The following is a 13,161-nucleotide window of genomic DNA, read 5'->3' as shown; positions in this document are numbered from 1 at the left end:
GCGCACCCAAGGCGCGCTCCAGCCCACCGTGGTAAGCGCCTGTTGCTTCATAAACAACGCGTGTTACCGTCGTCTGTGCGCAGAACTTGGAAAGCGCCTTAAATCCTGCAGGGCAATTGCTAAACGACATCATCTTCCCGTCGCTCAGCCGGTGAATGTCTAAAGTGGCTTTGGAAATATCTATACCAATGGTATCATCGGGCATCTTCGTCATATCCTATGCTTGTCCTAGAGGGCTTCGTGCCGCTCTGTATCCGTTCAGGCCTGTGGCGAAGGTGGTGGTTGATCTTACTCTGATACGGTCCTCAAAGACCAAGCTCTAAACGATCCAACCACCACCACAGACAAGCATTTCAAAATGCTTGTCTGTGGCTCTTGTTTCGCACAAAAGCTGGGACCTTCATAAGACAAGACTCCACATGAAATGGGCGGACAGCTCCTTGATAAACACCGCCTGCGACTACATCTTAGTGACACGATTTGAATGGTGATTCATTTCGTATTTTGGGAGGGTGACCTGACGCATTAGGCGCCTCCAGAAGATACTTCGATGCGTATCGAGAAGGGCGAGAGTTCCTAATGAAGCTATTTCTTTCCGCGGCTTGCCTCTCCGCATTCCCTGTGTCCGCGCTGGCGGAGGTGACGCTGACCAAACCCTTCAAATGGGGCAGCACCCTCGCGGACAAACTGGACGAAGGCACACGGTTTCGGCCAACCCCGACGCTTGTGCGTACGGGAGCGATGACCAAGGACGTGCCTGTGCTCGGTGTGGCGGAGACGCTGTCGGAGGCAGCGCGATGAAGAATCCTGCGCTTGTCGTCCTGCTGCTCCTCTCTACTGCCCTGCCGGTCGCAGCGCACCATCCTGGCGAACGACTCGAAGAAGTGATGGCGGAGAAGGAATTAGCCTTCGAGCCAACGGATATTCTCCGCTTGCCGCCGCTGGCGATGACAGAGGCGGATGGCGCCAGCCTCAATCTGTCGGACCTGTCAGATCGCATCGTCGTGCTGAGCCTCGTGCCAGAAAGCTGCGGTGCGCCCTGTGCCGATCAGCAAGCGCTGCTGCAGGCGGTGCAGGAGGCCGTCAATGTCACGCCAATGCGCGAGATGGTCGAGTTCCTGACCGTGAGTGACGCCTCAGCGCACGGCCCGGAGTGGGATGCCGGGAACTGGCGCGCTATAACGCCGACTGACGACACTGTGATGGACGCCGCCGGAGCCTTTGCCGCGCTCTCTGCGCGCGAGACGGACGCGCCCATGGTCCATGTTTTCGACCAAGGCGGGCGGCACGCGGGCATCTTTCATGGCGCGGGCTTCGGCCGCATCAACATGATACTCTACATCAACGGCCTGACCAACGCACCCTCGCCATAACCGGGATTGATGGGTACACAGCGCTGCCAACACGATCTCCCAACAGACTCCGCGCCTCAGAAAGCCGCACCCCGTCAGAGTCCTTCACGACATCCGACTCGGCCAAAGTCAGCAGACATGACTATACGGCCGACACGGTGGTTCCGTCAAACCATCCACATTCATCCTGAAACGACACGACTGAAATTGCAGGCCCGCCGGTCGCACGCGACGCTCGCGCAATTTCCAGCGTAGCAATCACCCCCAGCACCCCGCCTCGGCCATCCGTCCTGCCAGCCAGTCGCGCGCAGCAATATCTAGCGATGATCACACCGGTGCCCTGCGCGCCAAATCTGCCGAGGGCGTGAAGATCAGGTATAAGACCAGACGGTGTCTAATCACAGCTTTTTCAATATCACGAATATCTCGACAAGCTTAGCCCCCATGATCGAGGTGTCTAAGAGGCTGATCCAAACCTAATCACTCAAAATCAATGTGTTGCGTTTAACCAAAGCATCGAAATGACATCATGGCAGACAAGATCGGCGGCCCAAACATCTGATTTTGTTGGGTTTGGGTGATGGGCGACCAGCAAACGTTGCGCAGCGCATCAAATGCCATGTGTTTGAAATTGTTGCGTTAGTTTCGAATCAGACTCTAAGGATTGCACCACGGACAATTCGCAGGGCCTGTGTGGGTGAGGCCGTCGCTACGGGGCCGTTCCTCCTCGTGCGCGCAGGCAGCACAAACAAAGACCTCGGAGATGACCAATTCGGTCGCGGTGTCGCAGACCTTGCAGGGCAAACCTCGGATCACTTTGACGCGTCCCCACCCAGGTGCTTTACAGAGAGGACAAAGGCGCAACAGACGATCCGAAAGCCGTTTCGCGAGGACGGCTAGGGATTTCATGCGCGTAGGGTTCAGGTGCGCCCGCATATCGGTATCAACGCGCGCGCATCCATCGTCTGAAAGTGCGGCGGCCGCTGCAATTGCGGACTGTAGGGTAGGCAGATCGACTATTCCTCTGGCAAATGCTGCCTCTGTACCACCGACATTCGGGCGCACGATCAAGCCATGGGACGGAAACCCCGCATGAGCCAGAAATTTTGCTATCGGCTCTTTCGGTGCTGCCACCAGATGCGCAAAGTTTGTGTCTTCGATCACAAGACTTTCGTGGATGGTCGTGCCCCGCTCATCATCGACCAATGCCAGCAGTTCAAAGCCTGCTGGTATGACCGGGAACAGCGGGTGCGGTCCGAAGCTGCCCTCGCTTGCAATGCCAAACGGAAGCCGTGCGCATTCCATGCTGAGTCGCGCCTTGGCGACCGCCGTTTCAAGCATCGTGCCACGTCGTGGAACCTCGCCGGAAAATGTTCCAAGAGCGTCCGTGTCGACGCCCCTCGCAGGCGCCACGATCAGATTCAGTCCATTCAGGAACACCGGCGCGATTGCTTGTTCTTTACCGTGCATGGTCGCAAGCACGGCACGTCGCCCTGAAAATATACTTTTTCGTTCTGTCATGAGACGAACGTCCGGATATGCCGCCTATAGAAAAACCGGTCTGAAGGATGCTGCAAGGGATTGCAAATCGTCTTCTTCGCGCTGGAATAAGTTGGAGACATAAACATCCTTACGCGAAATTTTGGTCTAAAGGCATCACGCTGCAAATATTTGTGACGACAGAAACTCTAATCTTCCGGCATGAGTGGCACATTTACTGCGGGTGGGAACAGCATGCGCCCGGATATAATTCATTCCTGATAAAGCGCAAGAATTGGACACTTTTTGTTCCCTCAACAGCACGTGACTACCAGAAATTTTTCTTACAGGTAAATCAACGCCCTAAAAAGCTTGACTCATCGCCTGACGTCGCCAAATTTTGCCGCTTCATCTGGCCATCTTTACTTTCGTCATTTTCGCGTTTCATTTAGTTCAGATATTTTGCAACCGCCCCAACCCTGCAACCGAAAAGAGACTGTTTTGACCAATCCAAATGCCGTTTTGATTGACACCCACCCCGGTCGATCCACCCAGACCATCGGCCTTGCCATCGAGATTGGCACCGATCCGGCCCTGATCCATATGCCGTCAGTCGGCGTGGTAGGCACCAAGGGTGACAGCCAGTGCTATCTTGGCGTGGCCGCCAAGGTCGAGGCGATCCACCAAGCGCTCAAGGGCCGCATCGGCAGCGGCCCGGCCCAGTTGAAATATCGTCTTGTGCAGCCGGAATATACGATTGCCACCTCGGATGGGATGCGCAACGGCACGCCCGAGATGCGCTATTCGCTGATCGGGCGCGAGGTGACGCATGATGCCTTGTGCGAGCATTTCAGCGCAACGGGGCTTGCGGGCACAATTGCTGTGGTCGCCTGTGACAAGCCCCCCGTCGGCACGCTTGCCGCCATGCTGGAGCATAACCTGCCATCCATCATCATGTCGGATGGTCCGATCCACCCCGGTACCGACCCAAAGACGGGCGAAAAGCTTGATATCGTCAGCGCTTTTCAGGCCGCAGGCCACCCCGACTCCGAATACCGCAACCACATCGCCTGCCACGCCTGTCCCGGCTTTGGCAGCTGCGGGGGTATGTTCACCTACAACACGATGCAGACGTTCATCGGCGTGTTGGGCATGCAGCCCCTGCACATGGTGGCCCCGCCATCCGACGATCCGCGCCGCTTGACGGAGTTCCCCGAGGAGTTGGTCACACTTCTAGCCCAGATGATCGAGACGGACCTCAAGCCCCGTGACATTGTCAGCCGCGACAGCTTGCGCAACGCCACCATTGTGGCGATGGCCGTCGGAGGCTCCACCAATGCGCTATTGCACGCGCCTGAAATCGCCCGCGCCGCTGGTTTTGCCGATTTTTGGAAAGACATCATCACACCCGAGGAGTTCAACCACCTGTCGCAGCATGTCGTTCCCGTGCTGACCAATGCGCGCCCTTACGGCAAGTATTCCATGGTTGATATCGACAAAGTGGGCGGCGTGCAGGTCATCGTGCGCGAGTTGCTGGAGGCAGGTCTGCTGAACGGCGATACGCTGACCTGCACCGGCGAGACGCTTAGCGAACAAGTGGTGCGCCTTGACGCCAAATCTGCCGATGGTGAGGTGATCTACCCCGTCAAGGCACCCTACAAGCAAACCGGCGGTTTGCGTATGCTTGGAGGGAACCTGTCGCCCGAATTCTCGGCCATTCTGAAGCTTGCAGGTGTAGAGGGCGGGCTGGAAAACAACCTGTTCCGCGGCAAAGCGCGCGTATTCGATGGCCAGCAGGCGCTTCTGGATATGCTCGACCAGACGCCCGAGGCGTTTGAAGACAAAGACATGATCATCGTGCGCTATGAGGGCCCAAGTGGCGCGCCTGGGATGCCTGAAATGCTCGACCCCACCGCGCGCATCACCACCCTGTGCCGCGAGCGTGGAATCGTCATCGCCCTGATGACTGACGCCCGATTTTCTGGCGGCTCGATCGGCCTTGTGATCGGCCATGTGGGGCCAGAGGCAGCACTTGGCGGGCCGATCGCGTTTGTTGAAAATGGCGACGAGATTTTGGTTGACCTAAACACCAGCGAGATCAACTGCACAGCCCTCGGCGATCTAGTAATTCTTACCGCCCGCAAAGCCATATGGGACCAGCAGGTCGCAGACAATGGTGGTTTCCACCCAAGCGCTGGCCTTGCCGACACGCGACTGTTGCAACGCGCGCGGCACATGGCGGTCCCCGCACGGCGCGGCGCGGGCCTGCACCCCAACCGAACCGTCTGGGTCCGCAACCCGCGCGAGGCAACACCCTCAGGGTTCACTCCGCACAATAAGTTCCGACCCGGAACGGACAAGGGGGTTTGAGGCAGCCGGATTTGATACAAATGCCTGATCAGAACTATCGTCGTGCCAAAGGGCACGGCGAAGACTGCAGCAGTTACAAATTTGTTAGTCGATGATCACGGCATATCCTTCCAGATCGTAAAACTTGACGCTCCGCTTACGCATGAAAAGCTATATGAGTAGCTGTTGTTTTTCGCTTTGCTACCAATGACTTCGCACCCTCTTGCTTCCGCAGTGCTTCCAAGTGATTTCGCAACGCAAAAGCGCCCCGTAGGGCGCTGCGTAAGTCTTTGATATTACGGAAGAATTTGCTTACGGGAGGGCGCAACCGCCGTTGCCTACCAGGATTGCGTTGTATTGTCTGAATTGAACGAAAATCAAAACCCCTATATAATCAAGGGGTTTTTACGTCGTATCTGGGCGATATTCCCCTCATTCGTGAATGGTGTCGCAAACTTTTCTAACTTTTACGCATGTATTGGATGCTGGATAGAAAAACTGCCTTTGCTGTTACGCTGACGCTCTCGCGACGAACGTTGGCGCGGATTCTGCTTGATTGTAACAACGCGCCAGACATGCCAGCAGTCATCGTCAAGGTTCTAGAACGGGTCGTTGTTCACGGGGCAACTTTGCAGCACAAATAGGTCAGTCCTGCGTAAATCTAAACTGACCTAGAGGGGGTGCCCGCTAAGTCGCTTCGTGGCAAACACTTTGGCTCATGCCTTGACGGCCGCAGCGACCGCCGCACCAAATGCGCGGGTACCGAGCTTTCCGCCCAAATCGCCTGTCCGCATGTCGGGTTGCATCAAAACCGTTTCCAACGCGGCATCCACTGCCTTACCCGCCGCACGCAATGTGGCATCACCGCGCTTTGCCCCCAACCAATCCAAAAGCATCGCAGCCGAGCCGATCAGCGATGAAGGGTTCGCCTTGTCTTGCCCAGCGATATCGGGAGCAGACCCATGCTGCGCCTGCGCCATCGCATAGTCATCCCCCGCATTCAACGAGGCCGCCAGCCCAAGGCTACCCGCAATTTCAGAGGCCAGATCAGACAGGATATCGCCGAACATATTCGTGGTGCAGATCACATCAAATTCTGCCGGATTGCGGACCAAATGGGCGCACATCGCATCAACCAGCCGCTCGTCATAGGCAATCTGCGGATGCTCTTTGGCCACGCTGCGCACGCAATCCAGAAACAACCCGTCCGAGACACGCATCACATTGGCCTTATGCACGGCTGTAACCTTGCCCGGCCCCGTGCCAGCGATGCGCCGCGCCTCAGCCTCGGCAAAGGCGGCATGGGCGATATTCAGACTGGCGCTGCGGGTGATCTTGCGAAACGCCAGCGCCACATCTTCGGTTGGCATCACCTCGCCCGATCCTTGAAACATGTTGCGGTCAGCGTAAAATCCTTCAGTATTTTCGCGCACCACTATCAGATCAATCAGCACGCCGGTGCGTGGCGCAATGCCTGCACGGCTGCGGGCGGGGCGGATATTGGCAAACAGATCAAGCCGTTTGCGCAACTCCCCCGATGGGTTCAGCCCGCCTTCCGCACGGGGTGGGTAAGTGTTGTGCGACACCGGGCCAAGAATAAGCCCGTCACAACCGCGTACCGCATCCAATGCGCTGTCGGGAAATGTGCTGCCGCAAGCTTTCAGCGCCTCAAATCCTATCGCAACTTCCAGCCAGGTTAGCCCAAGACCAAAGGCCTTATCGGCAGCATCCAGCACGGTTCTGGTTGAGGCGGCAATTTCAGGGCCAATTCCATCTCCGGGCAATAGGGCAAGCTTCAGGGTCATTTGGAGATTCCTTGTTTTTGATCCTCAATCATCAGGGCGGACAAGCGGTAAAACCCGTGAACCATTTTGCTGTAAGGTAGCAGCAAAAAGAACGCCAAGACGAAACCAAGGTGGACGGCCAACATAACGGGCACCAAGGCCGTACCGGTTGCAGCATACAGCGCCAACCCGGTGAAACCCGTGGCCCCCAGCAACACGATAAAGCCCATTTCGCCGCCCCAAACCCGCTGCGCGCCCAGCTTTGGGTCCGCTTTGGTTTTGAACCACGCAAGGCCGACTGTGCCGATGGTCAACAAAATCCCGCCCGGAACGCCCAGCAATTTAGGCAGGCTGAAAAAGCTATAAGGGGCTTGCATATCAAACAGATAGTGCAGGATTGTTCCGCTGGATGTTGATGCGAAACACAGCAAAAACCCATACATCACCGCTTGATGCAGCCAGCGCCGCGTGTCGGTATAGCGGTCTTCATCCTCAAAATTACAGCCCTGCCCCTGCCCGCCGTTCAGGTTTTTCATATTGGCCGCAGCCCGAAACCCGCCAACCACATTGCGCCACCGCAGCCGCGTGCCGCCCGTTTCCGCCCAATAGCGGCGCAGGCTGATTGCGACCGCCGCCAAAGGCAGCAAAAACGCCGGAGCAAACAGCGCGACCATCGCGTTGTGGGAAAAATAGGCGTAGAACCCCTCTCCGCTGGTGGGTTTCATCATCTGAAGCAGCGCAAAAACCAAAGCAAATGTGGCAGCGGCCACCACACCCAAGGCCACACCGCTGTCATGGAAACGGCGCGCAAGCGGTTGTGGCCACGCCAGACGTTCCCAGCTGTCTTGGCGCACTTCGGCCAAGGCGGCAGGAAAGTTCAGTGCAAATTCATGCGGTTCGGTGTATTGGCAGGAATAGTAGCAGCCCCGACAGTTGTGGCACAGATTGGCCAGATGGCTGATGTCGCCATCGGCAAAGGCCTTTTGACGGGTCAGCGCCGGGAAGACCGAACAAAAGCCTTCGCAATAGCGGCAAGCGTTGCAAATCTCGGTCTGGCGACGTGCTTCGGCGATAAGATCAGTTGACATATTTTGCGGCCTCCGCGCCTGCGATGCGTCCAAAAACGGTTCCGATGGTCATACCAAAGCCCGCCAAATACCCTTGGCCAAGGATGGACCCGGCCATAATTTCACCCGCCGCAAACACATTCACCAGCGGCCCACGTTCGGTGTGGACCTGTGCGCGGTCGGATATTTTAAGCCCCAGATAGGTGAAGGTCACACCGGGGCGCAGTTGATAACCATAGTATGGTGGCTGGTTGATGGGCCGCGCCCAGTTGGTTTTGGCCGGGGTCACACCATCGGTCGCCACCCCATCCAACTCGGTCGGGTGGAACGTGCCGGGCTGGCAGGCGGAGTTGAACGCCCCCACCGTTTGCGCAAGTTTGGCCCCATCAAGGCCCATTTGCGCGCCCAAATCTTCAATCGTGTCGGCTTTGATCGGCGGGAAAACCGATGGCATGAACAGGTCAATCGACTTGGCGTCAATGATCGCATAGCCGACCTGATCGGGCTGTGCCGCGACAAGGCGCCCCCAAATCGCATAGCGTTTGGGCCAGACATCCTCGCCCTCGTCATAAAACCGGTCGCCGTCGCGATTGACGACGATGGAAAACGGCACGCAATCCAGCCGTGTCACGATGCCGCCATCAAATTTCGGCGCGCGCCCGTCAATGGCCACGGCGTGACATTGGGTTGGGTCACCCACGCTTTCGGCCCCTTGGTCCAACATGTCGCGCAGCACCACACCCCGATTATAGGGCGTACCGCGGATCAGAAAGTTCGCCGCAGCAGGCCCCCAAGCGCGGGTCAGCCATTCCAGATCGGATTGGAACCCGCCCGACGCCAGCACAATCGCGCGCCCTTGGATTTGCTGCATTTGGCCGCCAATGCGCACGTCCACATGGGTAAAGGTGTCGCCTTCAATATGCACATGCGTCACCTCCGCGTCATAGGCGACAGCCACCCCCAGATCGGCGGCGGTGTTGTAATAGGCGTTCACCAAGGCCTTGCCGCCGCCCAGAAAAAACGCGTTGGTCCGACTAAGCGACAAGGTGCCCGACAAGGACGGCTGAAACCGCACGCCATGCGCCTCCATCCATGGCAAACATTCCTCGGATTGGCGGATCGCCATGCGGGCCATCGGTTCATCCGTTTTGCCTTTGGTCACGCGCAGCAGATCATCGAAATATTCATCCTCGCCATAGCTGCCCGTCAACACCGACAGCGGGCCTTGGTGCATACAGCGAAAATTGCGGGTGTGGCGGCTGTTGCCACCGCGATAGGTTTTGGGCGCAGATTCGAGGATCAGCACTTTCGCCCCGGCCTCGGCTGCGGTGATCGCGGCACACAGCGCCGCATTGCCACCGCCAACCACGACAATATCCCACAGCTGGTCAAAATGAACGGGTTTGCCTTGCCGCATGCTTATATTCCTTCGGTTGGGCGTTCCCGGCCCCGCAAAGCGCGCAGGCGCACGCGGTGGGCGGCTTCGATATGGGTGCGCATTGCAGTTTCGGCTTGGGGGCCATCGCGGTCCCGCAGGGCTGCGATAATGGCCATATGTTCGGCCACAGCCTCGGTCGCGCGCACGGGTTCGATCAAGGTGGTCGGGCCAAGGATTAAAAGGGTTTTTTGCAGCGCGTTGACGGATTTTACCAAATAGCGGTTCTTGGCCGCGTCCAGCAATGTCAGGTGAAACTGTCGGTTCAATTCATACGCGGCGGCGGTGTTCGGGGCGCTGGCCATTTCGTCGTTCAGCGCGGTCAGCTCGTCCAGCTCCATGTCGGATGCGGCGCGGGCGGCAAGGCGGGCGGCGGTGCCTTCCAGCACGGCGCGCATCTCATAAAGCTCCATCACTTCGCTGTAATCCAAGACCCGGATTGTGGCACCTTGGCGGGGTATATGGACGACAAGGCCATCCGCCTCCAGCTGGCGCATCGCCTCGCGCACAGGGGTTCGGCTGATGCCAAAACGGTCGGCAAGTTCGGTTTCGCGCAGCCGCGCACCGGGCAAAAGCACGCCTGCACGAATGTCGGCCAGAATTTGGCGATACGCCCCGTTTGATTGCGGGCCATCATCATCCATCGGCGGCTCGGCATTGGCCATGAAAACTCCAACTTGCTTTATGTCTCCAGATGTATACAGTTGGATACAATATACGTCAAGTCTACTTTGACCTGCGAAAAGGACAGATCTATGCCCCGCCTGAAAGACCTGCGCGCCCGTTTCTTGACCCTTGGCACTGCGGCAGTGGGGGTGTTGGTGTTTGCCTTTTTGGGCCTGCCGCTGCCGTTTTTGTTTGGCCCAATGGCGGCGTGTTTGATTGCCGCCCTTGCAGGGGTGCGCCTGAAGGGGGTTGGCCAAATTTCCGTGGCGGCGCGCACCATTTTGGGTGTGGCCGTTGGGGCGTCGATCACACCTGCCCTGCTGCACCAGTTGCCCCTTATGGCGGCATCGCTGGCGCTTATCCCGATCTATATCGCGCTGATTGCAGCGATTGGCGTGCCGTTCTTTACCCGTGTCTGCAAATTCGATCCGGTGACAGCGTTTTACGCCGCGATGCCCGGCGGGTTGCAAGATATGGTGATTTTCGGGGCCGAGGCGGGCGGCAATGTGCGTATTTTGTCGCTGGTCCATGCGACGCGCGTGCTGATCGTCGTGACCATCGCGCCGATCTTGTTGGTCAAGTTATATGGTGTATCCCTGAGCAACCCAATCGGCGCGCCCGCATCGACCATTCCGCTGCATGAATTGGCGTTGATGGCGCTTGCCGCCCTGATTGGTTGGAAGGGGGGCGAGCGTGTGGGCCTGTTTGGCGCATCCATCCTTGGACCGATGATCGTGGCGGCGATTTTTTCCCTGATGGGGTGGATCCATATGCGCCCCCCGGCCGAGGCGATCTTGACCGCGCAATATTTCATCGGCATGGCGATTGGCATTTATTACGTTGGGGTCACCTTGCGCGAATTGCGCCAAGTGGTGGTGTCGGGCGTGGCCTTTGTGGTGCTGTTGGCCCTGCTGGCCACCGTTTTTGCCGAGATCGTCATTCTGGCTGGTTTTGCGCCTGCTGTCGAAGCGTTCTTGGCCTATGCCCCAGGAGGGCAGGCGGAAGTGACGGTGTTGGCCATTGTTGCAGGGGCCGATCTGGGATTTGTGATAACCCATCATTTGGCGCGCATTATTCTGGTGATCACGGGCGCGCCCCTTGCTGCGCGGTATTTTGGGGCGGCCAAAAAAGGGCCGCCAGCATAACGCAAGCGGCCCTTTGGGTGTGGCAAGCGATTGGTATCACCCCTGCCAAACGGTTTTGGGGACAAACACCTCTCCGCGCGCGAGCAGTCTGGCGGTGCGCAGCAAACCTGCCGATCGCAACACAAAACCATCCGCGCCATTTTCGTAATCCACCGTCACATCAATGGTGCCCGATGGGTGTTCAATGATCACGACCGCTGGCATGCCGCTGGGTGGCGTGAACAAACCTATCGCCACCGTTCCGGGGGTCAGCACGCAAGACGCAAGACATTGCGAGCCTGTGACGGCCATTGTGGGGTGACAGCTTTTTGGCATGAAATACCGCGCCGTGACGGTGCCGCCCTGCCGCGCTGGTGCCAAAAGGCCAAATTTCGGGGTGACAGAGCCGGAGACATCCCCCATCCCCATGCGTTTGCCCGCCTCAATGCGAATAGGCTCCATCCGCGCGTAAAAGGCGCGGTTTGCATCCAATTCCTCGGCGGTTTCATACCCTGTCAGCCCAAAATCAGCCGCGCGCGCAATGACCATGGGCATGGCAACATCCATGCACGTCACCTCAACCCCATCAATCACATCGCGCAGATTTCCGGTGGGCAACAGCGACCCGCAAGTCGACCCGACCACATCCATGAAATTCAGATAGATCGGCGCGGCTGTGCCAGGAACGCCGTCAATCGCGGCGTCACCATCATATTTTACAGTGCGATCAGGGGTTTGCACAATCGCTTCAATCCGCGCGCCGGTGTTGGTGGACAGCACGCGGATGCGGGTCACATCGCCCACGGGCCTCACCAACCCCATTTCAACCGCCGCAGGGCCAACCGCCGACAAGATGTTGCCACAGGTTGGCTTGAAATCGACGGTGCGATCCAAAACCGACACTTGGGCAAAGAAGTAATCCACATCAGCATCGGGATCGTCGGAGCGTGACAGCATGGCGACCTTGGTTGTCACCGCCGCCCCGCCCCCCAGCCCGTCAATGTTCAACGCATCCCCAGAGCCCAGCACAGACAAAAGCACTTGCGCCAAAGCATCGCGATCCTCTGGCAAATCCGCGCGGTTAAAGTATGGCCCGCGCGAGGTGCCGCCCCGGAAAAAGTGAAAGGGAATTGCGGTTTGCATCACAGCCCCTTTCAACGGATCGGCCACGGCAGGTCATAAGCATTTTGCAGCCAACCCGACGGGAAGTTGAGGGACAGCATATAGGCCAGCCCAAGGATAAACCCGGCCGCAGATGCGGTCATGATTATCGTGCGCAGCCATGTCGCCTCGGCCCGGATCCGCAAAAAGGCAAAGAAAAACGCGATCATCGCGATGTAAAAGCCAACCAGCGCCGTGCCGACCACCAAACCGCCAAGCCATGCCGGGCCTGTCCAGAACCAGCCGTTGCCTTCTTTGCCAACATGGTCGCCAACGATTTCATAATCGTAAAACGCCGGATGGTCGGAATGGCCGCGCCACAGATGCACCAACAAAATGGCACCAAACACCACACCAATCACGCCAACACCCAAGGGAAACACGCCCCCCAAAGTGCTTTGCCCAATGGCATCCCAGATCGCCACCGCAAAGAACGCCATGGCCGCCACTGCAAAAATGATCTGAATGTTGCGGCTGGCGTGCGAAGTGACGACGGTTTCGCCTTCTGCCCCAGCATCATCAATGCGGTTCTTCAGACCGAAATAGATCGACAACAAGGTCATAGCGCCGATGATCAACACGCCCGGACGGATCAGAAAACCCCAGCCATTGAACTGCAACGCTTGATAGAAAAAGGTTTCGGCCTGTGGTGGGCTCTGTTGCACAAATGGTCTGACGGTGAGGGTTCCCCTATCCCCGGACAGACTTATCCCACGACTTCTGTAATGGGCGTGCCGAGAGTGG

General features: G+C 57.9%; 11 protein-coding genes and 1 pseudogene. 4 read left to right on the top strand and 8 right to left on the bottom strand.

Translation table 11 applies throughout. The features are described 5' to 3' along the window. A pseudogene (locus BMY36_RS17785) lies at window positions 1-214 on the bottom strand (IS110 family transposase); the annotation flags it as partial. 365 nt (window positions 215-579) lie between these two features. Between BMY36_RS17785 and BMY36_RS17780 the strand changes: the two are divergent. Together BMY36_RS17780 and BMY36_RS17775 are read left to right on the top strand one after the other, a co-directional pair. After that, complete coding sequence (locus tag BMY36_RS17780; protein ID WP_050520985.1) at window positions 580-801, top strand: hypothetical protein; 222 nt, start codon at window positions 580-582, stop codon at window positions 799-801. Continuing rightward, window positions 798-1,373, top strand: a complete 576-nt coding sequence (locus BMY36_RS17775; protein ID WP_050520986.1) for a thioredoxin domain-containing protein — start codon at window positions 798-800, stop codon at window positions 1,371-1,373. Before BMY36_RS17780 ends, BMY36_RS17775 begins: the two co-directional genes overlap by 4 nt. 636 nt (window positions 1,374-2,009) lie before the next feature. Here the strand turns inward: BMY36_RS17775 and BMY36_RS17770 are convergent. After that, a complete protein-coding gene (locus tag BMY36_RS17770) occupies window positions 2,010-2,873 on the bottom strand; it encodes a DUF6671 family protein (protein WP_050520987.1) in 864 nt (287 codons plus the stop codon). Window positions 2,874-3,332: 459 nt separating this feature from the next. Between BMY36_RS17770 and BMY36_RS17765 the strand changes: the two genes are divergently transcribed. After that, a complete protein-coding gene (locus BMY36_RS17765; RefSeq protein WP_050520988.1) occupies window positions 3,333-5,201 on the top strand; it encodes a dihydroxy-acid dehydratase domain-containing protein in 1,869 nt (622 codons plus the stop codon). Window positions 5,202-5,896: 695 nt separating this feature from the next. On the opposite strand, the gene BMY36_RS17760 is transcribed toward BMY36_RS17765, so the two are convergent. From BMY36_RS17760 to BMY36_RS17745, 4 genes are read right to left on the bottom strand one after another with little or no spacing between them, the layout of a single operon-like run. Then, complete coding sequence (locus tag BMY36_RS17760) at window positions 5,897-6,985, bottom strand: isocitrate/isopropylmalate dehydrogenase family protein (protein WP_050520989.1); 1,089 nt, start codon at window positions 6,983-6,985, stop codon at window positions 5,897-5,899. After that, window positions 6,982-8,052 carry a tricarballylate utilization 4Fe-4S protein TcuB gene (gene tcuB / locus BMY36_RS17755; protein WP_050520990.1) on the bottom strand — a complete coding sequence of 357 codons (1,071 nt, stop codon included), beginning with the start codon at window positions 8,050-8,052 and terminating at the stop codon, window positions 6,982-6,984. The genes BMY36_RS17760 and tcuB overlap by 4 nt, the downstream gene beginning before the upstream one ends. Continuing rightward, complete coding sequence (gene tcuA / locus BMY36_RS17750; RefSeq protein ID WP_050520991.1) at window positions 8,042-9,448, bottom strand: FAD-dependent tricarballylate dehydrogenase TcuA; 1,407 nt, start codon at window positions 9,446-9,448, stop codon at window positions 8,042-8,044. The genes tcuB and tcuA overlap by 11 nt, the downstream gene beginning before the upstream one ends. A gap of 2 nt (window positions 9,449-9,450) precedes the next feature. Continuing rightward, on the bottom strand, window positions 9,451-10,131 hold the full coding sequence (locus BMY36_RS17745) for a GntR family transcriptional regulator (RefSeq protein ID WP_082224942.1): 681 nt from the start codon (window positions 10,129-10,131) through the stop codon (window positions 9,451-9,453). A 90-nt stretch (window positions 10,132-10,221) separates the two neighbouring features. Between BMY36_RS17745 and BMY36_RS17740 the strand changes: the two genes are divergently transcribed. Continuing rightward, window positions 10,222-11,277 carry an AbrB family protein gene (locus tag BMY36_RS17740; protein ID WP_050520992.1) on the top strand — a complete coding sequence of 352 codons (1,056 nt, stop codon included), beginning with the start codon at window positions 10,222-10,224 and terminating at the stop codon, window positions 11,275-11,277. Between the two features lie 36 nt (window positions 11,278-11,313). On the opposite strand, the gene BMY36_RS17735 is transcribed toward BMY36_RS17740, so the two are convergent. Both BMY36_RS17735 and BMY36_RS17730 read right to left on the bottom strand, forming a co-directional pair. Beyond that, complete coding sequence (locus tag BMY36_RS17735) at window positions 11,314-12,402, bottom strand: 4-oxalomesaconate tautomerase (RefSeq protein WP_050520996.1); 1,089 nt, start codon at window positions 12,400-12,402, stop codon at window positions 11,314-11,316. Between the two features lie 8 nt (window positions 12,403-12,410). Then, complete coding sequence (locus BMY36_RS17730; RefSeq protein WP_050520993.1) at window positions 12,411-13,082, bottom strand: tripartite tricarboxylate transporter TctB family protein; 672 nt, start codon at window positions 13,080-13,082, stop codon at window positions 12,411-12,413. Window positions 13,083-13,161: the final 79 nt, after the last annotated feature.

This window comes from Pseudorhodobacter antarcticus, from assembly GCF_900110135.1.
Lineage (GTDB): Bacteria > Pseudomonadota > Alphaproteobacteria > Rhodobacterales > Rhodobacteraceae > Pseudorhodobacter > Pseudorhodobacter antarcticus.
This window is presented reverse-complemented; position numbering and strand designations above follow the sequence as displayed.